At 63.8% G+C, this 23237-nt stretch carries 15 protein-coding genes and 1 pseudogene; 9 read left to right on the top strand and 7 right to left on the bottom strand.

Going from position 1 to position 23237, the window contains the following annotated elements; genetic code table 11:
- Window positions 1-28 precede the first annotated feature (28 nt).
- Together C448_RS12555 and C448_RS12560 are read right to left on the bottom strand one after the other, a co-directional pair.
- On the bottom strand, window positions 29-976 hold the full coding sequence (locus tag C448_RS12555; protein WP_004055350.1) for a thiamine pyrophosphate-dependent enzyme: 948 nt from the start codon (window positions 974-976) through the stop codon (window positions 29-31).
- Between the two features lie 3 nt (window positions 977-979).
- Window positions 980-2875 (bottom strand): 2-oxoacid:acceptor oxidoreductase subunit alpha, encoded by a 1896-nt coding sequence (locus tag C448_RS12560; RefSeq protein ID WP_004055352.1) that lies wholly within the window; start codon window positions 2873-2875, stop codon window positions 980-982.
- A gap of 181 nt (window positions 2876-3056) precedes the next feature.
- Here C448_RS12560 and C448_RS12565 point away from each other — a divergent pair.
- Window positions 3057-5388 (top strand): annotated as a pseudogene (locus tag C448_RS12565) (NADP-dependent malic enzyme).
- Window positions 5389-5739: 351 nt separating this feature from the next.
- Entirely contained in the window at window positions 5740-6804 is a 1065-nt protein-coding gene (locus tag C448_RS12570) for an isocitrate/isopropylmalate dehydrogenase family protein (RefSeq protein ID WP_004055358.1), read from the top strand.
- Between the two features lie 135 nt (window positions 6805-6939).
- Here the strand turns inward: C448_RS12570 and ddh are convergent, their stop codons facing one another.
- Window positions 6940-7878, bottom strand: coding sequence for a D-2-hydroxyacid dehydrogenase (ddh, locus tag C448_RS12575; protein ID WP_049916332.1), 939 nt, complete (start codon window positions 7876-7878; stop codon window positions 6940-6942).
- Between the two features lie 146 nt (window positions 7879-8024).
- Here ddh and C448_RS12580 point away from each other — a divergent pair, with 146 nt between their 5' ends.
- Both C448_RS12580 and C448_RS12585 read left to right on the top strand, forming a co-directional pair.
- A complete protein-coding gene (locus C448_RS12580; protein WP_049916325.1) occupies window positions 8025-9623 on the top strand; it encodes a thiamine pyrophosphate-requiring protein in 1599 nt (532 codons plus the stop codon).
- A 214-nt stretch (window positions 9624-9837) separates the two neighbouring features.
- Entirely contained in the window at window positions 9838-11178 is a 1341-nt protein-coding gene (locus C448_RS12585; protein ID WP_004055364.1) for a glycerate kinase type-2 family protein, read from the top strand.
- A gap of 170 nt (window positions 11179-11348) precedes the next feature.
- Here C448_RS12585 and C448_RS12590 read toward each other — a convergent pair whose 3' ends face one another.
- On the bottom strand, window positions 11349-12116 hold the full coding sequence (locus tag C448_RS12590) for an IclR family transcriptional regulator (protein ID WP_004055367.1): 768 nt from the start codon (window positions 12114-12116) through the stop codon (window positions 11349-11351).
- 337 nt (window positions 12117-12453) lie between these two features.
- Here C448_RS12590 and rdfA point away from each other — a divergent pair, with 337 nt between their 5' ends.
- Both rdfA and C448_RS12600 read left to right on the top strand, forming a co-directional pair.
- On the top strand, window positions 12454-13104 hold the full coding sequence (gene rdfA, locus C448_RS12595) for a rod-determining factor RdfA (protein WP_004055369.1): 651 nt from the start codon (window positions 12454-12456) through the stop codon (window positions 13102-13104).
- Between the two features lie 178 nt (window positions 13105-13282).
- Window positions 13283-15235 (top strand): archaea-specific SMC-related protein, encoded by a 1953-nt coding sequence (locus tag C448_RS12600; RefSeq protein WP_004055370.1) that lies wholly within the window; start codon window positions 13283-13285, stop codon window positions 15233-15235.
- Between the two features lie 231 nt (window positions 15236-15466).
- Here the strand turns inward: C448_RS12600 and C448_RS12605 are convergent, their stop codons facing one another.
- Entirely contained in the window at window positions 15467-15892 is a 426-nt protein-coding gene (locus C448_RS12605) for a helix-turn-helix domain-containing protein (RefSeq protein ID WP_004055371.1), read from the bottom strand.
- Between the two features lie 228 nt (window positions 15893-16120).
- Here C448_RS12605 and C448_RS12610 point away from each other — a divergent pair, with 228 nt between their 5' ends.
- A complete protein-coding gene (locus tag C448_RS12610; protein WP_004055372.1) occupies window positions 16121-18031 on the top strand; it encodes an ABC transporter ATP-binding protein in 1911 nt (636 codons plus the stop codon).
- A 43-nt stretch (window positions 18032-18074) separates the two neighbouring features.
- On the opposite strand, the gene C448_RS12615 is transcribed toward C448_RS12610, so the two are convergent.
- Both C448_RS12615 and C448_RS12620 read right to left on the bottom strand, forming a co-directional pair.
- The gene (locus tag C448_RS12615; protein ID WP_004055373.1) at window positions 18075-18845 is read right to left on the bottom strand and encodes an ABC transporter permease; all 771 of its coding nucleotides are present in this window, start codon (window positions 18843-18845) and stop codon (window positions 18075-18077) included.
- Window positions 18842-19855, bottom strand: coding sequence for a daunorubicin resistance protein DrrA family ABC transporter ATP-binding protein (locus C448_RS12620; RefSeq protein ID WP_004055374.1), 1014 nt, complete (start codon window positions 19853-19855; stop codon window positions 18842-18844). The genes C448_RS12615 and C448_RS12620 overlap by 4 nt, the downstream gene beginning before the upstream one ends.
- Before the next feature lie 271 nt (window positions 19856-20126).
- Between C448_RS12620 and C448_RS12625 the strand changes: the two genes are divergently transcribed.
- Window positions 20127-20771: a helix-turn-helix domain-containing protein gene (locus tag C448_RS12625; RefSeq protein WP_004055375.1), complete on the top strand. Its 645-nt coding sequence runs from the start codon at window positions 20127-20129 to the stop codon at window positions 20769-20771.
- 442 nt (window positions 20772-21213) lie between these two features.
- Window positions 21214-22983, top strand: coding sequence for a BCCT family transporter (locus tag C448_RS12630; RefSeq protein WP_004055376.1), 1770 nt, complete (start codon window positions 21214-21216; stop codon window positions 22981-22983).
- Window positions 22984-23237 lie beyond the last annotated feature (254 nt).

The following is a 23237-nucleotide window of genomic DNA, read 5'->3' on the forward strand; positions in this document are numbered from 1 at the left end:
GACATAAAAGAACTGTCGACAGGATGCGCTACTTGTGGGCGTCGAGGAGGTCGTAACTGCGCTCCCAGTCGGCCTCCTCGTCGAAGTAGCGCTCGGCCAGCGGCTCCTCGGGCATCTCGCCCGTCGAGCGTTTCTCCTCACCGTACGAGCGACGATCCTCGTCGATGTAGAACCGACCCGTCAGCACCTCGCCCTCGTAGAGTTTGTCCTCGGTCTCGTGCATCATCTCGGCGGCCTCCTGACGATCGTGGACGTCGAAGTCGAAGTCCTCGGAGTCCTGGACGTCAGTGTACGGAACGTACTGCTTCGCATCCTTGTTCCAGGTCGGACACTGCGTCAGGAAGTCCACGTGCGCGAACCCGTCGTGTTCGATCGCCTCCGTCAGGATCTCCGTCGCCTGCCGCGGGTTCACCGCCGCCGTCCGGGCCACGTACGACGCACCAGACGTCAGCGCCAGCGACAGCGGCCGGATCGGGTCCTTCGCCGACCCGTGGGGCTGGGTTTTCGACTCGTGACCCTTCGGGCTCGTGGGCGACGTCTGGCCCTTGGTGAGCCCGAAGATCTCGTTATCGAAGACGATGTAGGTCATGTCGTGGTTCTCGCGGGCGGTGTGCATGAAGTGGTTGCCGCCGATGCCGTAGCCATCGCCGTCGCCACCCGCCGCGATCACCTCTAATCCTGGGTTCGCGAGTTTCGCCGCGCGGGCGATCGGCAGCGAACGCCCGTGGATCGAGTGCATCGCGTAGGACTCGAAGTAGCTGTTCAGCTTGCCCGAGCAGCCGATACCCGTCACCAAGAGCGTCTCATCAGGCGTGCGCCCGACTTCGGGCATCGCACCCTTGAGTGCCTTGAGCACGCTGAAGTCGCCACAGCCCGGACACCACGTCGCCTGCGGCTCGATGCCCGGCGTGAACGCCTCCCGGTCGATCTCCTCGCCCTGTTCCGCCTGTCCGATCGCGCTGAATGATTTGCTCATGTCTTAATCACCTGCTGCCGGCTCGATCCGCGTCTGTGCCGTCGGCGGTTCGTCGCCGCCGTTCACCTGAATGTCGAACCCTTCGACGACTTCGGCCGGCTCGAACGGGTTGCCATTGTACTTCAGCAGGCTCGACATCTTCTCGCCAAAGCGACCGAGTTCTTTCTGGGTGAGCCCACGGAACTGGGCGGTGATGTTCATCTCGACGACGAGACACTCGTCGACCGATTCGAGGAACGCCGTCACGTCCGCTTTGGGGTAGGGCATCAGGTCGCTCACGCCCAGCATCTTCACCGACTCGCCCTGCTCGTTCAGGCGGTCGACGGCCTCCTCGACGCTGCCCTGCTGGCTTCCCCAGACCATAATGCCATGCTCGGCATCCTCCGGCCCGTAGTACGTCTGATTCGAGTGCTCCTGTTCGTCCAAGTCTTCTCGAATCGAGTCGAGTTTACGCGTGCGCCGGTCGACCTGCGCGACGCGATTATCCGGACTCTCCTCGATGTGGCCCTGCGGGGTGTGCTCGTTGCCCGTCGCCAGGAATCGGCCATCCTTCTGGCCGGGAATGCTTCGCGGGCTCACGCCATCCTCGGGGTCGTGACGGAACCGGTTGAACGTCCCCGATGCGTGATGGGGTGCCTCTTGGATCTCCTCTTCGGAGAGCACACTCCCCAGGTCGGGATTGGGCTCGCGATCGAAGTGGCTCGCCGGCACGCTCGCGAGTTCACCCGAAAGCTTCTGGTCGATCACGATCACGACCGGGATCTGGTACTCGTAGGCCACCCGGAACGCTTCTCTGGACTGCTCGTAGGCCTCCGCAACCGTACCAGGTGCGAAGACGACTCTGTTCGAATCGCCCTGGCTCGTGTAGAGGATGTGTTCGAGATCGCCCTGCTCGGGTTTGGTCGGCATCCCCGTCGAGGGACCAGCCCGCATCGCCTCGACCAGGACAAGGGGCGTCTCGGTCATCTCCGCCAGTCCCAGCGGTTCGCTCATCAGTGCGAACCCGCCGCCCGAGGAACCGGACATGGCCTTGACTCCCGCATGGGAAGCACCGATCGCCAGCGACGCCGCCGCGATCTCGTCTTCGACCTGCTCGGATATGCCCCCGATCGATGGCAAGTGCTGGGTCATGATCGTGAACACGTCCGTCCACGGTGTCATCGGATAGCCCGCGATGAACCGACAGCCCTCGTCGATCGCACCGTACGCGACCGCGTGACTCCCGTTCAGGAGCACCTGCTCTTCGTCGTGGCTCCCGGTGGGCACCTCCAGATCGTGGGTGAACTCCATCTCGCTGACCACCGCGTGGGCCTCTTCGAGCACCTCGACGTTGGTTTCGAGCATCTCGCCGCTCATCGTGTCGGCCATCAGCTCCTCGAAGATCCCCGTGTCCATGTCGATCAGCGCCGCGGTGGCAGCGACACCCGCGGTGTTACGCATGATCTCGCGGCCGTGCTCGCGCGCGAGGCTTCGGAGATCGAGCGGGTAGACGTGCCAGTCGTTTGCCTCGACGCGCTCGTCGAAGTTCTCGACCTCGTCGGTGTCGAGTAGCCCCTCGTCGTAGACGATCACCCCGCCCTCGCGCAGTTCGTCGAGGTTCTCCGTGAGCGGTTTGACCTCCTCGTTGCCGTAGTAGGCCTCGCCGTCCTGGGGGTTCCGGGCGAAACTATCGCCCAGCGCCAGCAGGAAATCGTAGCCGTCGCCGCGCGATTTCACTGCGTGGTCGGCCGCCCGCACCTCCACGTACGTGTGGCCGCCACGGATCCGTGACGGGTAATGTCTGTGTGTGAATACGTCCAGCCCCGTGCGCATCAGCGCCTTCGTGAAGTTCTGGCTCGTCGAGTCGATCCCGTCCCCGGAACCGCCCGCGATCCGCCAGATGAGTTCATCTCCTGTCATTTGATTCCACCAGAGTGGTTCAACTGCTGCTATCTCCCGAGCAACGAAACTAAAGCGTTGTCATCTGTTGTCATATGTTGATGATGACAGTCGCCGATTCGGGACCTCGGGCGAGAGGGCGATTCGGGCGAATTGCCGCCGCAATGAGTATCTTTTTACTGTTCAGACGAGTTCGTCAGACATGGGACTGGACGAGGACGCACTCGACTACCACCGCGAGGACCCGCCCGGCAAGATCGAGATTTCGACGACCAAACCCACCAGCACCCAGCGCGATCTCTCGCTGGCCTACTCGCCCGGTGTCGCCACTCCGTGTAATCACATCCATGATGATCCCGACGACGCCTACACCTACACCGCGAAGGGCAACATGGTCGGTGTCGTCTCGAACGGCTCCGCCGTTCTGGGTCTGGGCGATATCGGTGCGCAGGCCTCCAAACCCGTCATGGAGGGTAAGGGTGTGCTGTTCAAACGGTTCGCCGACATCGACGTCTTCGACATCGAACTCGACGAGGACGATCCCCAGGAGATCATCCGGACTGTCGAAGCGATGGAGCCCACCTTCGGCGGCATCAATCTGGAAGACATCAAAGCCCCCGAATGCTTCGAGATCGAGGAGCAACTCCGCGAGTCGATGTCGATCCCTGTCTTCCACGACGATCAACATGGGACCGCCATCATCTCCGGAGCCGCACTCCTGAACGCCAGCGACATCGCCGAGAAAGAGCTCGACGACCTGGAGATCGTCTTCTCGGGTGCGGGTGCGAGCGCGATCGCCACCGCACGCTTCTATCTCTCGCTCGGTGCACGAAAGGAGAACATCACGATGTGCGACTCCACGGGGATCATCACCGAGGAGAGAGCTCAGCACGGCGATGTCAACGAGTTCAAAACCGAATTCGCTCGTGACGTCCCCGAGGGCAGTCTCGGGGATGCCCTGTCCGGTGCAGACGTCTTCGTCGGCTTGTCGGTCGGTGGGATCGTCTCCCAGGAGATGGTCCGCTCGATGGGCGATAATCCCATCATCTTCTCGATGGCCAACCCCGACCCCGAGATCAACTACGAGGACGCCAAAGAAGCTCGCGACGACACCGTGATCATGGCTACTGGTCGGTCCGACTATCCGAACATGGTCAACAACGTGCTGGGCTTCCCCTTCATCTTCCGCGGCGCGCTCGATGTCCGCGCCAGCGAAATCAACGAGGAGATGAAAGTCGCCGCCGCCCGCGCGATCGCCGAGCTCGCTCGCAAGGACGTTCCCGATGCCGTCGTGAAAGCCTACGGCGACCAACCCCTGCAGTACGGCCCCGAGTACATCATCCCCAAACCCGTCGATCCCAGGGTTCTCTTCGAGGTCACTCCGGCAGTGGCCCAGGCCGCCATCGATAGCGGGGCTGCCCGTAGCGACGTCGATATCGACGACTACACCGAAGAACTCGAAGCCCGTCTCGGCAAGTCCCGCGAGATGATGCGCGTTGTGTTGAACAAAGCGAAATCCGAGCCAAAGCGGTTGGTGCTCGCCGAGGGTGACGACGAGAAGATGATCCGCGCCGCCCACCAGATCGACGATCAGGGGATTGCCCACCCCGTCCTCATCGGCGATCAGGGAGTCATCACCGATACGATGGACTCGCTCGGGCTGGCGTTCGACCCCGAGATCGTCGATCCCGACGAGGCAAACCTCGATCCCTATGCCGAGCGACTGACCGAACTGCGCCAGCGTAAGGGCGTCACCCGCACCGAGGCCGAAGATCTCCTACGTGACGAAAACCATCTCGGCAGCGTGATGGTCGAGATGGATGACGCCGACGCCATGCTCACCGGGCTGACGCACGACTACCCCTCCGCGCTCCGCCCGCCGCTCCAGATCGTCGGTACCGCCGACGACGCGAACTACGCGGCCGGCGTCTACCTGCTCGCGTTCAAGAACCGCGTCGTCTTCTGCGCCGATGCGACCGTCAATCAAGAGCCGGATGCCGATGTCTTGGCCGAAGTCACCGAGCACACGGCCGACCTCGCCCGGCGGTTCAACGTCGAACCGCGGGCGGCCCTACTGTCGTATTCGGACTTCGGCAGCGTCGACAACGAGGGTACGCGCAAACCGCGTGAGGCCGCACAGAAACTTCGTGAAGATTCGGCTGTGGAGTTCCCCGTCGATGGCGAAATGCAGGCCGACACCGCCGTCGTTGAGGAGATGCTCGAAGGAACCTACGACTTCTCCGAACTCGACGAACCCGCCAACGTCCTCGTCTTCCCGAACTTGGAGGCTGGCAACATCGGCTACAAACTGCTCCAGCGGNCCCGCCAACGTCCTCGTCTTCCCGAACTTGGAGGCTGGCAACATCGGCTACAAACTGCTCCAGCGGTTGGGTGGTGCCGAGGCCATCGGTCCCATGCTCGTCGGCATGGACAAACCCGTTCACGTTCTCCAGCGAGGCGACGAAGTCAAGGACATCGTCAATCTCGCCAGCGTCGCCGTCGTCGACGCCCAAGAGAACGGCATCGGCGAGTGAACTGATACGGGCTGATCGGGACCATCTGACGGTACGTCGACGGACGGCTGAACACCCGCCGTCGGCGTCGTCGCGGGGGTCGCCGACATCGCCAGTTATTTACAATCGAGCGCGATACGGGCGTGCATGGAGACGTACGACATCGCCGTCATTCCNGTCAAGGACATCGTCAATCTCGCCAGCGTCGCCGTCGTCGACGCCCAAGAGAACGGCATCGGCGAGTGAACTGATACGGGCTGATCGGGACCATCTGACGGTACGTCGACGGACGGCTGAACACCCGCCGTCGGCGTCGTCGCGGTGGTCGCCGACATCGCCAGTTATTTACAATCGAGCGCGATACGGGCGTGCATGGAGACGTACGACATCGCCGTCATTCCGGGCGACGGTATCGGCACCGAAGTCACGAGCGCCGCGATGGAAGTGCTCGACACCGTCGCGGAGAACCACGACTTCCAGCTCGAACGATCGACCTACGACTGGGGCACCGAGCGCTATCTGGACGAAGGTGCGATGATGCCCGACGACGGGCTCGATCGAATCGAGTCGGCCGATTCGATCTTCCTCGGTGCCGTCGGCCATCCCGAGGTCCCCGACCACGTCACGCTCAACGGTCTCCTCCTCCCGATCCGGAAGGGCTTCGACCAGTACATCTGCAAGCGCCCGAACAAACTGTTCGAGGGCATCGAGAGCCCGCTTCGGGGCTACGGGGCCGGCGACATCGACCTCGTCGTCTACCGCGAGAACACTGAAGGCGAGTACGCGAACGTCGGCGGTCGCGAACACCGCGGGTTCAGCAACGAGGTCGCCGTCCAGTCCGGCCTGTTCACCAGGAAGGGCACCGAGCGCATCGTCCGCAGCGCCTTCGAGGCGGCGACCGAGCGCGAGGGCCATCTCACCTCGATCACCAAATCGAACGCACAGGCCCACTCGATGGTCTTCTGGGACGACATCGTCAAAGAAGTCTCGGAGGATTTCCCCGAGGTTGAGGTCAGCAGCCTGCTCGTCGATCGCGCCTCGATGGATCTCGTCCGCCGGCCCGAGGAGTTCGACGTCGTCGTCGCCTCGAACCTGTTCGGCGACATCTCCACGGACATCGCGGCGATCATCACCGGCAGTCTCGGGCTCGCACCCTCCGGTAACATCAACGAGGAGAACGACTACCCCGACATGTTCGAGCCGGTCCACGGCAGCGCGCCCGACATCGTCGGCCAGGGGATCGCCAACCCGCTCGCGTCGGTTCTCACCGGTGCGATGATGTTCGAGTATCTCGGCGACGGCAAGGAAGCCGCCGCCGACGACATCTGGAACGCCGTCGAGGCACAACTCGCCGACGAGTCGGCACCGCGCACGCCCGACCTCGGCGGCGACGCGAAGACCGTCGACGTCGTCTCCGATCTCAGCGACCGGCTGTAGAGCTCCCAACCACGATTTTTCGACGATCGGTCATCGGTGAGTCGCGACTGACGACCGGCGCTTGCGGATTCCACGCGGCTGTCGGCGTGACGGTTCTCGAAAAAGACACGGCGTGTTCCGATGGAGCGCCGTCGATCAGGCGACGCGGTTCTTCAGCGACTCGCCGTCCTGGTATCGCCGGACGTTCTCGGCGACCAGTTCGGCGATGTCGAGGTGGTAGCGGTTCGTCGCCGATCCGCGGTGTGGCGAGATGATGACCTCCTCGAAGTCCCACAGCGGCGATTCTTCAGGCAAGGGTTCGGTCTCGAAGACGTCGAGGCCCGCGCCGGCGATCGTGCCGGCGTCGAGCGCGTCGACCAGCGCGTCCTGATCGACGATCGGACCGCGGGCGACGTTGACGAGGTAGGCGTCGTCGCGCATCGTTGCCAGTTCGTCGGTGCTGATCATCCCCTCCGTCGACGGCGTGTGCGGGACGGCGACCGCGACGAACCGGGCGTCGGCGATTGCCTCGTGGAGATCGTCAGGGTGGTACACCTCGGAGACACCCGGGACCGACTCCTGGGAGCGACGGACGCCGACGACGTCCATTCCGAGCGCGTCCGCGCGCGTGGCGATCCCCTGACCGAGCGTGCCGAGACCGACGACGCACAGGCGCTCGTTTTCGACGGTGAACGGGCGCTGATACTCGGGTTCGTACCAGTCGCTGTCGTTCTGGTGGTCGCGGTAGACGTGCAGCATGCGGGCGAGCGAGAGCATGTAGCCGACGGCGATCTCGCCGACGGTCGTTCCGTGAATTCCCGTACTGTTGGTCAGCGGCGTGCCGTTCGCCTCGTACTCGTCGGTGTCGAACGCGTCGTAGCCCGCGCGGATGACGTGTACCCAGCCGGCGTCCAGGAACTCGGGACGAGGTTTGAACGAGGCGACCGCGTCGCCCTCGTCGTAGCTCTCGTCGTCGCCGACGAGTTCGACGGGGGTCGAGAGCTCGTCGAACGCCTCGACGAACCCCTCCTTCGGGATCTTGTTGCCGATCGATTCGTGAACGCAGAGCCGTTGCAGATCGGTGTCGTCGGTCATCGCTGAACAGCCGTACGAACACGAGCGCGTCATTTGACTCTGTTGGAACGATCGCTGACAGGACGGGCGAACAACCTTGCTATGCGACAAACTTATGAGCACCCCGGGTTGTTTCGTAGATGTCCATCGACCGATGGAGTACTAGCATGAACGTTAACGAATCTATTGCGGAAGTGCTGAAAGCGGAGGGCGTAGAGTATCTGTTCGGATTCCCGAGTAACCCCCTGTTCGACACCGGCTCGGCGGAGGACGCGGGCGTCCGCACAATCATCACACGACAGGAGCGCACCGCGCTGCACATGGCCGACGGCATCGGGCGTGTCTCCTCGGGTGAGAACATCGCAGCATTCGCCTGCCAGCACGGTCCCGGCACGGAGAACTCCGTCGGGGGCGTCGCGCAGGCGTACACCGAATCGGCACCGCTCGTCGCGATCCCGGCGGGCTACGACCTGGCCGACACCGACGTCGATCCCCGGTTCAACTCGTTCCTCACCTACCAGCCTGTGAGCAAGACCTGCGAACAGCTCACCGACCCCGACGCCGTCGACGACACGATGCGGCGCGCGTTCAACACGGCACGGAACGGCCGCCCACGGCCGGCCGTCGTCGAGGTCCCGAAAGACGTCTTCTCCGAGGACGTCGAGGAGTTCGACTACACGCCGACGAGCACGACCCGCTCGGGGCCCGACCCCAGCGGCGTCGATGAGGTCGCCGACGTCCTGCTCGAAGCGGAGAACCCGATCCTCTACGCCGGTCAGGGCGTCCACTACGCGAAGGCCTGGGAGCCGCTCAAGGAGCTCGCGGAGACGCTCGAAGTCCCAGTTGCAACGAGCCTCAACGGCAAGAGCGCGTTCCCGGAGGACCACCCGCTCTCGATCGGTGCCGGCAGCAAGAGCGAGCCCGGTCAGCTCCACCACTTCCTACAGGAGTGTGACGTCGTCTTCGGCGTCGGCTGCAGTTTCACCGACACCGCCTACGGCATCACCGTTCCCGACGACAAGACGGTCATCCACTCGACGCTCGACGCGGGCGACATCGACAAGGACGTCTCCTCGGAGTATTCGCTCGTCGGCGACGCGAAGCTGACGCTCGAAGCACTCAACGACGTCGTCAACGGTCGCGTCGACGGATCGCGCGGTCGCCGCGACGACATCGTCCAGGAGATCGAATCGGTTCGTGAGGAGTGGCTCGAAGACTGGCGGCCGAAACTCACCTCCGACGAGACGCCGATCAATCCTTATAGAGTGGTCCACGAGTTCGACAAGGCGCTCGACAAGGAGGGCTCGATCGTCACCCACGACGCCGGTAACGCACGCGACTTCATGGCCCCGTTCTTCGAGGTCACGGAGCCGCTCTCCTACGTCGGCTGGGGCAAAACCACTCAGCTCGGCTACGGGCTCGGCCTCATGATGGGCGCGAAGCTCATCCGCCCGGAGAAGACCTGCGTCCACATCATGGGCGACGGTGCGATCGGCATGACCGGCATGGACTTCGAGACCGCCGCCCGCGAGGACATCCCGATCATGGAGGTCGTGCTCAACAACTTCGAGATGGCCTCCTACGACACCGAGTTCTCGGGTCACTACGCCGACTTCGCCGAGTCGCTCGGCGGCTACGGCGAGCGCATCGAGGATCCCGACGAGATCAGCGACGCGATCGAGCGCGGTGTCCAGAAGACCGAGGAAGGAACGCCCGTCCTCCTCGAGTTCCTCACCGCCAAAGAGACCGACAAGTCGATCTTCTAAACGGGTCGAACCACTTTTCGAGCGGTTTCGATTATTCACAGCGCTCACGACGAGGAGAGCGACAGCCGTCGATGGCTGCATCGCGTCGGCTACCGACGATTTTTATACACGGGGGCGAAACGCCATCGCATGGCAGCCAGTCGCCGAGACAGCACTCCGGGCGAGCGGGAGGGAGAATGGATCGCATAGATCAGAAGAGCGGGGAGGAACACCGATGATACGAAACCGGGAGGAGCTCGCGAAAACGCCCGCCCACGAGACGGCTCTCGACTGCATCGCGGCGGGTATCGAGGCGACACAGCCGACGCGCGTGATGAGCGAGGCGCTCGATCGCGACGGATCGGCGCTGACGATCGGCGATGCGACCGTCGATCTCGACGACTATGGAGAGGTCGTGGTCGTCGGCGGCGGGAAGGCCGCCGCACAGATGGCGAACGTCATCGAGGATGTACTCGGCGACCGACTCACCGATGGCGTCGTCGTCACGAACGATCCTCAGGAGACCGATCGGATCGCGGTCGTCGAGGGGTCGCATCCAACGCCGAACGAGGCCGGCGAGGAGGGTGCGCGACGCGTGCTCTCGCTCGCCGACGACGCGACCGCGGAGACGCTCGTCCTCTGCCTGATCTCGGGAGGTGGCAGCGCGCTGTTGCCGGCACCCGTCGACGGTGTCTCGCTCGCCGAACTCCAGTCGCTGACCGACGACCTGCTGTCGAGCGGCGCGACGATCCACGAGATCAACGCCGTGCGGAAACATCTCTCGGCGATCAAGGGCGGACAGCTCGCCGCCGCGGCGGCACCGGCGACTGTCCACAGTCTCGTGCTCAGCGACGTCGTCGGCGACGATCCGAGCATCATCGCCAGCGGGCCGACCGTCCCGGACGAGTCGACGTACGCCGACGCACGTGACGTGCTCGATCGGTACGACATCCAGCCCTCGGCGGCGATCGAGGAACGACTCGAAAACGGCGACGATGGCGAACGATCGGAGACCCCGACCGCCAACGATCCGGCGTTCGAGCGGACCGAACTCCACATGCTCGCCAACGGGTTCACCGCGCTGGCGGCGGCACGATCGGTTGCCGAGGAGCACGGCTACACGCCGGTGATTCTCTCCTCACAGGTCGAGGGCGAAGCGCGCGAGGCGGCGAAGACGCACGCCGCGATCGCCGACGAGGCGCTCGCGACCGAAAACCCCGTCTCGCCGCCGGCGGTGTTGCTCTCGGGTGGCGAGACGACCGTAACTCTAGACGGCGACGGCTCGGGCGGCCCCAATCAGGAGTTCGTCCTCAGCGGCGCACTCACCAGCACATCGGCGGACGTGGTGGTCGCCAGTGTCGACACAGACGGCAAAGACGGCGCGAGCGACGTCGCCGGCGCGATCGCCGATCGTGACGCACTCGATGACGAACGGAGGGCACGGGCAGCGCTGGCGGCCAACGACGTCTACCCGTATCTCGCCGAGCGCGGACTGGTCGTCGACACCGGCAAGACGGGCACCAACGTCAACGACCTCCGGGTGTTGGTGGTCGGCGAGAGCGACGACACGCGCTGAGAAATCGGGACTCTCTCTTCGTTCTCACTCGTCCGCGCTCTCGGTATCTATCCGATCCGTCGGAATGATGTTGCGCTATGCTCAACAGCTGTTTCGTTTGGGCGAACGATTGCTGCGCTCGGATGCTGGTTCGCTGGGAAATCAGGGCTGCAGGTGACGGAGGAGAAAAGTCACTCGTAGGCGACGTTGAGTTCGATGACGTTCTTGATGTTGAGGATCAGCTCCGGCAGCTCGTCGACGAGTTTCCCGTCCTTCAGCCGGCTGCGCGGGCCGGAGACACTGATCGCACCGAGCGGCGTGTCGTCGGGATCGGTGATCGCCGTGGCGACACAGCAGAGCCCCTTCAGTCGTTCCTCGCGATCGACCGCCCAGCCCTGCTCGGCGATCGTGTCGAGGTCCTCGAACAGGAGTTCGCGGTCGGTGATCGTGTGTTCGGTCATCTCCGGGAGCCCGTGACGATCGATGATCTCGTTCACGCGGCGTTCGGGGAGACAGGCGAGGATCGCCTTGCCCATCGCCGTCGTGTGGAGGTAGACCTCGCGACCGGCGTGCGTATCGAGGTTCACCGCACGGCTGCTGTCGGCCCGGTAGAGGAAGATGCCACGGCCGTGCTCCTCGACCAGCAGGTTCGCCATCTCGCCGGATTCCTCGGCCAGCCGCTGGATCTCCGGCTTCGCCGTCTCGTAGATCCGTCGCCGTCGGCGCGCACCGACCCCGAGACTCAGGAATCGCAGCCCGACGTAGTAGACGTCGCCGTCGCCCTTGTAGACGTAGCGCTCCTGTTCGAGGGTTCTGAGGTGTTTGTACACCGTGCTCTTCGAGAGCTCCAGCTGGGTGGCGATCTCGGTGATCCCCGCCCCATTGTGCTCGTGAACGAACTCGACGATCCGGAGCGATTTCGTCGTCGTCTTCACGGTCGTTTCGTCCTCCAGCTTCATGCGTTCATCACATGAGAACGCATCGATCACAACGTAAAACGATTGTTCTTTCGCTGAGCGTGCAGCGGTGGCCGAATCAGGATGTTCGTGAGAACTGACTGTCGGACAATAGGCGACAAGAGCGCTGTTTCCGTCGATATCGATGCAGCGTGATCGATGCCAGCGGTTCGTCCGGTTCAGCGTCCAATCAATATCCTTTCGAAATGTGGAATCGAGCGTCGGTCACCGACCGAGCAACCGGGATGGTTTCGGATGTTGGACAACACCGCAGAGGAATCGGGACGATATGCGGCGGACGAGCAGGGAGTTTTTATCGATCGCCGCTGTAGCAGAGTCAATGACCGACGCGAACGAACCGGACAGTAGCGACGATACGACCGGCGATTCGAACAGCAAGATCGTACGGGTGCTGCAACGGTACGAGCTCGTGGGACTGGGCGACGAGCTCGTCGAATATTGGACGGACGAGGCGACCGAGCGCAAGAGCCTGCGCGAGCTGGCGGACTACTTCAACCGGGAGCTGCTCGCTCGTGTCCTCCGGGACGCCTCGGTGGACACACTCGACGGCGAGCAGGCGAATCTCTATCGACTGTTGACCGACGAGAGCGTGAGCAGCGGGGCCGCCGTCCAAGCCACCAACCGACTCGAACAGCAGGGGATCGACGTCGATCGGCTGACGGCGGATTTCGTCTCGCGGCAGGCCATCCACACCTATCTGACGAGCTATCGTGACGTGAGCTATTCGTCGAACGACGACGACCCGGTCGAGACCGAAACCACGAACGTCCGCCGACTCAGACGTCGCATGACGACGATCGTCGAGAGCAAAATCGAGCGACTGCGCAACACCGGCCACATCACGCTCGGCGCGTTCAACGTTCTCATCGACGTGCGTGTGCTCTGTGAGGATTGCGGCGCGCAGTACCAGGTGACGGAGCTGTTCGATCGCGGGGGCTGCGAATGCACGACCGACTCGTCCGACAGGTAGCCATGACAGCAGTCATCCTGTCATAGCAGACTGAACCGTCGTCTACCGATCCCTTTCTCCACGTTTCGAATCGTCGGACGGACAAAAGGCCGGCACGACGCGTGCTGCCACGATTGCGACCTCACGGTCGCGGTCGTCGGCAGTCACTTTTTTATACATGGCGTTGCGAACTCGATCAATGAGTGCCGAGGAACTCGCCGAACGGGACATTCATATACACGTCGAGAACGTCGGCGGTATCGACCGTACCGACGTCGAGACCGCCGCGGGCGTGACCGTTCTCACCGGACGCAACGCCACCAATCGCACGTCGCTGCTCCAGGCCGTGATGGCCGGGCTCGGCAGCGATAGCGTCTCGCTCAAGGGCGACGCCGACGAGGGGACCGTCGAACTCTCCATCGGCGACGACACGTACACGCGCACGCTCACGCGTGAGAACGGCGTCGTCGCCACCGACGGCGAGCCATACCTCGACGATCCGACCGTCGCCGACCTGTTCGCCTTCCTCCTCGAATCGAACGAAGCCCGCCGGGCGGTCGCCCGCAGCGACGACCTCCGCGATCTGATCATGCGCCCGATCGACACCGACGTCATCCGCGCCGAGATCAGCGATCTGGAGGATCGCCGCCGCGAGCTCGACGACCAGTTGGAGGAGCTCGACGCCCTCCAGGACGGTCTCCCCGATCTCGAAGCGAAGCGTCGCCGCCTCGACGAGAAGATCGAGGACAAACGCGACGCGCTCGAAGCCAAAGAGGCCGAGCTCGACGACGCCGACCGCGACGTCGACGAAACCCGCGAGGAGAAGGCCGAACTCGAAGACACGCTCGACGAGCTCCGCCGGACGCGCTCGGAGCTCGAAAACGTCCGCTACGACATCGACACTCACGAAGAGAGCGTCGACGCTCTCCACGACGAACGCGCCGAGCTCGAAGCCGACTACGACGAGCTCCCCGACGCGCCCGCCGGCGAGCGCAGCGAACTCGACGCCGAGATCGAACGGCTCCGCGAGCGCGAGAGCAGCCTCGAAAGCGAACTCTCCGAGCTCCAGAGCATCGTCCAGTTCAACGAGGACATGCTCGACGGCGACGACGTCGGTCGCCTCGATTCCCTCAACGAGGGGTCGTCCGACGGGGACGATTCGGTCACCGATCAGCTGGTTGCCGACGAAACCGTCACCTGCTGGACCTGCGGTAGCGACGTCGACGCCGACCAGATCGAGGCCACGCTCGATCGCCTGCGCAGCCTCCGCCAGGAAACCCTCGCCGACGTCAACGACGTCCGCGAAGAGCTCGACGAGCTCGTCACCGAACGGAACGCGCTCGACGAGAAACAACAGCAGCGCGACCGACTCGAACGCCGTCTCGACCGGATCGAGGGCGAGCTCGACGACCACGAGACCACCCTCGACGATCTCGCTGCCGAACGCGACGCGCTGACCGACGAGATCGAAACCCTCGAAACCGAGGTCGAACAGCTCGAAAACGAGGAGTACACCGAACTGCTCGACCTCCACAAGGAGGCCAACCAGCTCGAATTCGAGCTCGGTAGAGTTGAGGGCGATCGCGAGGAGGTCGTCGCGGAGATCGCCGACATCGAGGAGCGCCTCGACGAGCGCGACCGGCTCGAAGGCCAGCGCGCCGACGTGCAGGACGAACTCGAAGAGCTGCGCACGCGCATCGAGCGCATCGAAACCGAGGCCGTCGAGGGGTTCAACGACCACATGGCGACCGTGCTCGACCTGCTCGATTACGAGAACATCGAGCGCATCTGGATCGAGCGCGTCGAACAGACCGTCCGCGAAGGCCGTCGAAAGGTCGACAAGAGCGTCTTCGAGCTCCACGTCGTGCGCACCACGCAGTCGGGAACCGCCTACGAGGACACGATCGACCACCTCTCGGAGAGCGAGCGCGAGGTGACAGGATTAGTGTTCGCGCTCGCGGGCTATCTCGTCCACGATCTCCACGAGACCGTGCCGGTGATGCTGCTCGACTCGCTCGAAGCGGTGGATTCGGACCGTATCGCCCGGCTCGTCGACTACTTCGCCGAGTATCCCGACTATCTCGTCGTCGCGCTCCTGCCCGACGACGCCGCCGCCCTCGACGACGACTACGAGCGCGTGACCGAAATCTGACCGTCGATCGTCGATTCTCGAATCGAGAAAAACGCTCGTACGATCATGCATGCCGTCGGAAATTGTGATGGATCACTGCTGACGATCGACGAAGATGGAGCGAACGGTACCGAACACATTCGAAAACCGATAGATCCCGCCAATAGTGAAATAGAAGTAATTGTAATACCATTCGATCCAACCCGACAAACAAGAAGAGTAGAAAAGAACGGTATCGAGACGACCGGCTGTTCACGTACCAGCCGAGGATTCTTGCAACAATCGACGGACGTGGCCCAGCGAGTAGCTGATATCGTACATCCGTTCGATATGCTCCCGTGCCCGTTCGGGCGTCCATTCGGCCGAATCGTAGCCCAGTTCGGCGGGTGATCGGGCCAGATCGGCCGCCAGCTGCCGTCGTTGTGAGGGATCGAGTTTCGCCGGGCGTCCCGGTCGGGAGTCGTCCGTGATCGCCTCCGCGATCGACTGCTGTTCGAACCGGTCGAGCCAGGAGTAGACGGTCGCACGCGGGATATCGTAGCGCTCGCTCACGGTTTCGACGCTGACGCCGTCGGCGTACGCGAGTGCGACCATCAACCGTTTCACGGCCTTCGATTCCGAAGCGTCTCCGAGAGCGGCCTGCAATGCCTCGGTGTCGACGTCGGCGAGCTTGTCCATGTGATCGATGAATCCTCGGGCAACAAAAATCTATGTACTTCTGTTCATTTCTGGTGTCACGCGGAAAGTTTCGCATTTCTATTATTTCTACTGATGCGAATCGGCGGTGAGCGAGCAGGGAGGATCGTGAGCGCTCGCTGCTATCTGGCGACGGAGCGAGCACCGATGAGGGGACCGAGGTCGTGTCGAATGAACGGCCTCTTGAGCGTTCGTCCGCTGGTGTCGACAATGTCGTCGGAGGAGGAACTCGGGGGGTTCGAGGAGATCCGTGACGAGGTCACGGGCAATCCGATGGTCGGCCTCCTTCGGTATGCGATCCCCTACTGGAAGCGCCTGAGCGTCGGCGTGGGTGCCTCGCTACTGACGCGGTTCGCGCGGCTCGTCCCGCCGCTGATCGTCGCCGCTGCGATCGATCTCATCGACAGTTCGACCGGTGGATCGGGACTGCTGGTACAGGCTGGATTACTGCCGGGCGGGACCATCGCCGGGCAGGCACCCCGGCTCGCGCTCCTCGAACGGCTGGTCGCCATCGCGGCGCTCGCCTATCTAATCCGGTCGGTGACGCGGTTCGTCTCGCGCTATCTGCTCCAGTCGGTGGCACAGAAGATCCAGCGCGACCTCCGCAACGACGCCTACGACCACATGCAACACCTCTCGATGGGCTTTTTCGCCAACCATCAGACGGGCGGGATGCTGTCGATCCTCAACAGCGACATCAACAGGTTGGAACGGTTTCTCAACACCGAAATCCGTCAGATCATCCGCGTGATCGCCGTCGTCGGCGGCATCGGGATCATCCTGTTCATCCAGTCGCCGACGCTGGCGCTCATCGCGCTCGCGCCCGTCCCCCTCATCGGGATCGCGAGCGGTGCCTTCCTCCGCTGGGTCGAACCGCGCTACCGTGCGATCCGCGAGACGGTCGCGCGGCTCAACACCCGCCTGGAGAACAACCTGGGCGGTGCGCCGGTGATCAAATCGTTCAACCGCTACGAGTTCGAGCGCGGGCGCGTCGCCGCCCAGAGCGAGCGCTACCACGACGAGCAGGTGGGCGCGATCAAGATCCGCCGGGCGTTCTTCTCCGCGCTCCGCGTGCTCACCGGCGTCGTGTTCGTCGCCGTGCTCTACGTCGGCGGCCGCGACGTCATCGTGGGTGCACCCGGCGCGGTCTCGGTCGGCGCGTTCGCCGGCGTCTTCCTCTACATCAGGCGGCTCTACTCGCCAATGCGCCGGATCGGCAAGACGGCGAACAAGTACCAACTCGCCAAATCGAGCGCCGAGCGCGTCTTCGGCGTGTTGAGCCACGAGCCGGCAATCACCTCGCCCGAGGACGGCCACGTCCCCGAGCACGTCGACGGCATGGTGAATTTCGACGATGTCACCTTCGGCTACGACGACGGCGAATCGGTCATCGACGGGCTCTCGCTCGACGTCGACCCCGGCGAGACGATCGGGCTCGTCGGTGCCACCGGTGCAGGGAAATCGACGCTGCTGAAGCTCATCCCACGGTTCTACGACGTCGACGGGGGCGCAGTGCATGTCGACGACACCGACGTCCGCGAGTACGATCTCGAAGCGCTGCGCGAGGCGGTCGGCATCGTCGAGCAGAACCCGTATCTGTTCTCGGGGACGGTCGCCGAGAACATCGCGTACGGCACCGACGAGGCGCTCGAACGGACGATGGACGGTGCGGGGCTCGACGAGCGCGTGCGTGCGGCCGCGAGGGCCGCCGAGGCCCACGAGTTCGTCAGCGATCTCCCCGAGGGCTACGACACGCAGATCGGCGAGCGCGGCGTCAAACTCTCGGGCGGCCAGCGCCAGCGCCTCGCCATCGCTCGCGCGTTGCTCAACGACCCCGCGATCATCGTCCTCGACGAAGCCACCTCCGACGTCGACACCGAGACCGAAGAACGGATCCAGGAGAGTCTCGCACGGCTCACCGCCGACCGGACGGCGTTCGTCATCGCCCACCGACTCTCGACGATCCGGGACGCCGATCGCATCGTCGTGATCGAGGACGGATCCATCACCGAGCGCGGAAGCCACGAGGAACTGCTTGCGGCCGACAGCGCGTACACCGAGCTCTGGCAGGCACAGTCCGAGCAGACGCCCGAGCGGGTCATCGAAGCGGACGACGACTGAGAGCGTGAAGAGGGGGGGGGAGAGGGAGTATCGTTCAGTCGGTTCAGACGGTCTCGACGCGCTCGAAGAGATACGCACCGACCGAGACCATCACGATCGAGGAGATCACGAGTGCGCCGAAATCGACAACCGGCGAGTACGTCGAGGCACCGACCAGCGCGGCCCGGAGCCCGTCGACGCCGTAGGTCAGCGGGTTGATCAGCGCGAGATACTGCACCGGGCCGGGCAGCCCCTCGATGGGGTAGATCGCGCCCGAGAGGAAGAAGAGCGGGAAGACGATGAACTGGACGATCAGGCCGAACCCCTCGCTGTCGGAGAACTGCGAGGCCAGCGCGATGCCGAAGCCGACGAAGGTGATCGCGATGAGGAGCAGGAAGACCGCCGCCAGCGGGATCGACAGCCAGCCCGCGAGCTCGAAGCCGAGCGGGATCGAGAGCACGAGGATCAGGACGGCCTGGACGATCGCGGTCGTCGAGCCGCCGGCGATCCGACCGAGCACGATCGAGGTGCGACTCACCGGCGCGACGAGGATCTCCTTGAGGAAGCCGACGTCCTGGTCCGAGAGGATCGCCAGGCCCGCGAACGAAGCCCCCAGAAGCATGGTGAATCCCATGATGCCGGGGACGAGATACTGGAGATAGTCGACGCCCTCGGGGAGACCGGGGATGGCCGCGCCGCTGAAGCCGAAGCCCAGAAAGAGCAGGAACATCAGCGGGAACGTCAGCGAGCCGATGATCTGTGAGGGTGTCCGCAGGAATCGCTTGACGTCACGGAGCCAGAGCCCGTAGATGCCGAGCGGGTCGACGAGGCTCATTCGGCGACCTCCGCAGCCTCGGCCGTCGTACGGTCCTCGCCGTCCTCCTCGCGCCGATCGGCAACGCTCGCCTCGCGCTCGCTGATGGTGCTGCCGGTCAGCGAGAGGAAGACGTTTTCGAGGGTCGGCTTCCGGAGATCGACCGAGGCGATACTCGCTCCCGCCTCGTCGGCGAGACGAACGAGATCGGCGACCCGCGTATCGCCGTGGGCCATCGTGACCGCGACACCTTCCTCGGTCTCGGTGTGCTCGCGCACCCAGGGCTGCTCGTCGAGGCGGGCGAACAGTTCCCGGGAGGAGTTCTCCAACCCGAGCGTGACGACGTCGCCGCCGAGCGAGTCCTTGAGGCTCTCGGGGCTATCGACCGCGACGATCTCACCGTGGTCCATGATCGCGACGCGCTCGCAAAGGAAATCCGCCTCGTCCATGTAGTGCGTCGTGATGACGATCGTTACGTCCGATTGCTCGTTGAGCCGCTGGATGTACCCCCACGTGTCCCGGCGGGTGCGTGCATCGAGCCCGGTCGTGGGTTCGTCGAGGAAGAGCACCGCGGGCTCGTGCATCAGCCCTCGACCGATTTCGAGACGGCGCTGCATCCCGCCCGAGTAGCTCTCGACGGGCTGGTCCGCTTCGTCGGCGAGACCGACGAGTTCAAGCACCTCTGGGATGCGTTGCTCGCGCTCGGCCTTTCGCTTGCCGTACATCCGCGCGTGAAAGGCGAGGTTCTCGGCACCAGTCAGCTCCTCGTCGACCGCCGGTTCCTGGAAGACGATCCCGAGACTGTCGCGCACGTCGCCGGTCTCGTCGTTGATATCGTACCCGTTGACGCGTGCGGTGCCCGACGTCGAATCGAGCAGCGTCACGAGCATGTTGATCAGCGTCGACTTCCCCGCGCCGTTCGGGCCGAGCAGTCCGAATATCTCGCCCTGCTCGACGGCGAACGACAGTCCGTCGACCGCCGTGACCGCGTCGAACTCCTTCGTCAACCCCTCGACTCGTATTGCATCCATCGATCGCCATTAACTGACCGTTCAGTTCGTATAAGACTGTTGTCTCGATCCGCTGCGTCGTCGAAAGGCCATCGATGGCCGTCTTCTCGTGTTCTCTCGTTCCCTCATCCGCCGAGAACGAGCCGACGAGCGAACGGACGACCACCGCTGGCCGGGCGATCTCGACGATCGGTTTGGGTGTTATCGACCCACATATTTAACTTCCGTGTGACCGCTATCCACGTACACGAATGGTACGCCGAGGCCGACCCGACTCACCGGATGTGAACCGATGAGTCTCATCGCCATCGTCCACATCGCCCACGAGGATCTCGCGCTGTCGCCGACGATCCGCGAGTGCCCCGACGTGGGGATCCGGGTTATGTCACAGTCGGTGACGGATCCCGACACGGGACTGTTCTTCTTCTACGTCGAGAACGGCGGGCAAGCGTTCGAGGCGGCCATCGAACGCGACCACACCGTCGTCGAGTGGATGCAGGTGAACGACGCCGATTCCGGGACCGTCTATCGGCTGGAGCACACCCCGGAGACGCTACTGCTGTCGCCGAAGACGATCGAACTCGGCGGGCTGATGCGCGATGCGACCAGCGACGGCACCGGCTGGACCGTCCGTCTCCAGTTCGAGGATCGCGAGGCGCTCTCGCAGCTCTGGGAGTACTGTCAGGAAGCAGGGATCACGTTCGAGCTCCAACGACTGTTCCGCGACCAATCCTGGGTCGACGCGGAGCTGACGGCGCTGACCGACCCACAGCTCGACGCGCTGGTGACGGCCTACGAGGAGGGCTACTTCGAGGAACCGCGCACGAGTTCGCTCGAAGAGCTGGCCAACCGGCTCGACATCTCGCCGACGGCCGTCGGCGGTCGCATCCGCCGTGGGACGGCCGCACTCATCGAAACCACACTCGCCGAGGAGTGATCGACCCGATTCGCACCGGGAGCGAAACCGATCGTTCATCGATCGATACAGCTACCAAGGAACGAAACGAAGTCGCCATAGGCTCGTGATAACATAGCTCTTGGGGAGAATCGGAGAGAGTTCGCAACGGGCGCATTCGTCGTCGGCCGCCCCGGCTTCGATGCAGGCGACAGGCTCTGATACGAACGTTCGTTATAATAATGGCCGACTATGGGAGGAAAGGTTTATACGGTAGCTTGCGAAGAACAGCTATGCGATCCGATAGCACAGTGTAGTCGGCAGTCACGGAAGCGGGCCGCGTCGGCGGACCGCTCGACCGCCGGCGGGGCGCACGCCGGACGAACCGAACACAGCCACCGACGAGCGGATCACAACAATATGATGACAGTACACGGATGCGAATCGAACCGAACCGACTACGAGCATCGTCCGGAGACCGAAGATGGCTGACGCCGAACACGACGAAGCGACGGGCGAGATGTCGGAAGGGTTGCAGGTCGAACTGTTCCATCCCGACTCCGAACGGGAGCCGGGCGACACCAACAAGCAGCTACTGGGTGGTCGATTCGACGTCCATCCGATCGTCTTCCCGGTCGCGCTGGCGCTGATCGTCCTGTTCGTCGCGGCGACGATCCTTCTCGGCGATCAAGCTGCCGTCATCTATACGGACATCTTCAACGCCATCAACACCTACTTCGGCTGGTTTTACATCCTCGCGATGAACGTCTTCATCGTTACCGTCCTCTATTTCGCGATCGGTAAGTACGGCAAGATCAGGATCGGCGGCGTCGAGGCCGAAACGGAGTTCAGCACCTTCTCGTGGATGGCGATGCTGTTCAGCGCGGGCATGGGCATCGGACTCATGTTCTTCAGCGTCGCCGAGCCGATGACGTTCTTCGACGGCGTTCCCCCCTTCTTCGCTGGTGACGCACAGGCGAACACGGCCGCTGCGGCCGGCCCGGCGCTCGCACAGACGTTCTTCCACTGGGGCGTCCACCCGTGGGCGGTCTACGCACTCGTCGGGCTCGGACTCGCCTTCTTCTCGTTCAACCGCGGACTGCCGCTCACGTTCCGGTCGATCTTCTGGCCGCTGCTCGGCGAGCGCATCTACGGCTGGCCGGGGCACGTCATCGACCTCGTGACGGTGTTCGCGACGCTGTTCGGCCTGTCGACCTCGCTCGGTCTCGGCGTCGCGCAGGTGAACCAGGGTCTCGACGTCGTGGCGGGTGAACTGCTCGGCGCGGGCGTGCCGGTCGGGGTATGGCCCCAGGTCGCGCTCATCGTCGGCATCACGCTCATCGCCACCGCGTCGGTGGCCGCGGGCCTCGACGGCGGCGTCAAGCGGCTGAGTACGCTCAATCTCTATCTCATGTTCATCATGCTTGGCTTCCTGATCATCGTCGGCCCGACGCTGTACATCTTCGACGGCCTCGTCAGCGGGCTCGGTACGTATCTCGTCAACTTCCCCGGGTTGAGCTTCTTCTCGGCCGCGTTCGCCGGCGGGGGTGCAAAGGAGTTCCTCGGGACGTGGACGATCTTCTACTGGGGCTGGTGGATCTCGTGGTCGCCGTTCGTCGGGATGTTCATCGCACGCATCTCGAAGGGGCGGACGATCAGACAGTTCGTCCTCGGCGTGCTCATCCTGCCGGCGCTGTTCTCGTTCGTCTGGCTCTCGTCGTTCGGCGGGAGTGCGCTCTCGGCCCAGCTCGGCGGTGCCGGCATCGTCGGCGCGCTCAACAGCCAGGGACAGACGATCGCCATGTTCTCGATGCTGTCGCAATACCCCCTCGGTGCGATCGCGTCGATCCTCGCCACACTGCTCGTGATCACGTTCTTCGTCACGTCCTCCGACTCGGGGTCGCTGGTCATCGATCACCTGACCTCGGGTGGCAAGCACGACGTACCGCGAACCCAGCGCATCTTCTGGGCGCTCACCGAGGGTGGCGTCGCGGCACTGCTGCTCATCGGCGGCGGTCTCGACGCGTTGCGGACCGCCTCCGTCTCGACGGGGCTCCCCTTCGCGGTCATCCTGCTGTTGATGTGCTACACCGTCTATCTCGGGCTCCAAAACGAGTACGAGATCCTGGAATCGGAGGAGTTCAGGGACCACATCGAGGAGATCAGCGACCGCGAGGACGTCGCGGTTGACTCCGCCGGTGGCGACGTCGTGACGGGTGTCTCGGACGGCAGTGACACGACGACGGACGACTGAACACCACCGATTCGTTCCGTTTCGCGGGGCCAACCGATTCACACGATTCGCCTCGAACGTCAACCTATTGGTTCGTGCTACCATATGATCATCGACGACAATGGCCAGGAACATCGCGCGAACCGCCGTCGATACGGTCAGATGGGTCGGCCATCAGCTGATCGAGCCGCTTCGGGCCGACGACGAGCTGAAGAACTTCACGCTGTCGATCCCCGAAACCCAGACCACGACGGTCGACGGCGACATCGGCTGGG

It is taken from the genome of Halococcus morrhuae DSM 1307 (assembly GCF_000336695.1).
Classification (GTDB): Archaea; Halobacteriota; Halobacteria; order Halobacteriales; family Halococcaceae; genus Halococcus; species Halococcus morrhuae.

Excerpts from the sequence above, each read along its gene's own strand:
- C448_RS12555 (WP_004055350.1), bottom strand. The coding sequence starts at position 976 with ATGAGCAAATCATTCAGCGCGATCGGACAGGCGGAACAGGGCGAGGAG.
- C448_RS12560 (WP_004055352.1), bottom strand. The coding sequence starts at position 2,875 with ATGACAGGAGATGAACTCATCTGGCGGATCGCGGGCGGTTCCGGGGAC.
- C448_RS12570 (WP_004055358.1), top strand. The coding sequence starts at position 5,740 with ATGGAGACGTACGACATCGCCGTCATTCCGGGCGACGGTATCGGCACC.
- ddh (WP_049916332.1), bottom strand. The coding sequence starts at position 7,878 with ATGACCGACGACACCGATCTGCAACGGCTCTGCGTTCACGAATCGATC.
- C448_RS12580 (WP_049916325.1), top strand. The coding sequence starts at position 8,025 with ATGAACGTTAACGAATCTATTGCGGAAGTGCTGAAAGCGGAGGGCGTA.
- C448_RS12585 (WP_004055364.1), top strand. The coding sequence starts at position 9,838 with ATGATACGAAACCGGGAGGAGCTCGCGAAAACGCCCGCCCACGAGACG.
- C448_RS12590 (WP_004055367.1), bottom strand. The coding sequence starts at position 12,116 with ATGAAGCTGGAGGACGAAACGACCGTGAAGACGACGACGAAATCGCTC.
- rdfA (WP_004055369.1), top strand. The coding sequence starts at position 12,454 with ATGACCGACGCGAACGAACCGGACAGTAGCGACGATACGACCGGCGAT.
- C448_RS12600 (WP_004055370.1), top strand. The coding sequence starts at position 13,283 with ATGAGTGCCGAGGAACTCGCCGAACGGGACATTCATATACACGTCGAG.
- C448_RS12605 (WP_004055371.1), bottom strand. The coding sequence starts at position 15,892 with ATGGACAAGCTCGCCGACGTCGACACCGAGGCATTGCAGGCCGCTCTC.
- C448_RS12610 (WP_004055372.1), top strand. The coding sequence starts at position 16,121 with ATGTCGTCGGAGGAGGAACTCGGGGGGTTCGAGGAGATCCGTGACGAG.
- C448_RS12615 (WP_004055373.1), bottom strand. The coding sequence starts at position 18,845 with ATGAGCCTCGTCGACCCGCTCGGCATCTACGGGCTCTGGCTCCGTGAC.
- C448_RS12620 (WP_004055374.1), bottom strand. The coding sequence starts at position 19,855 with ATGGATGCAATACGAGTCGAGGGGTTGACGAAGGAGTTCGACGCGGTC.
- C448_RS12625 (WP_004055375.1), top strand. The coding sequence starts at position 20,127 with ATGAGTCTCATCGCCATCGTCCACATCGCCCACGAGGATCTCGCGCTG.
- C448_RS12630 (WP_004055376.1), top strand. The coding sequence starts at position 21,214 with ATGGCTGACGCCGAACACGACGAAGCGACGGGCGAGATGTCGGAAGGG.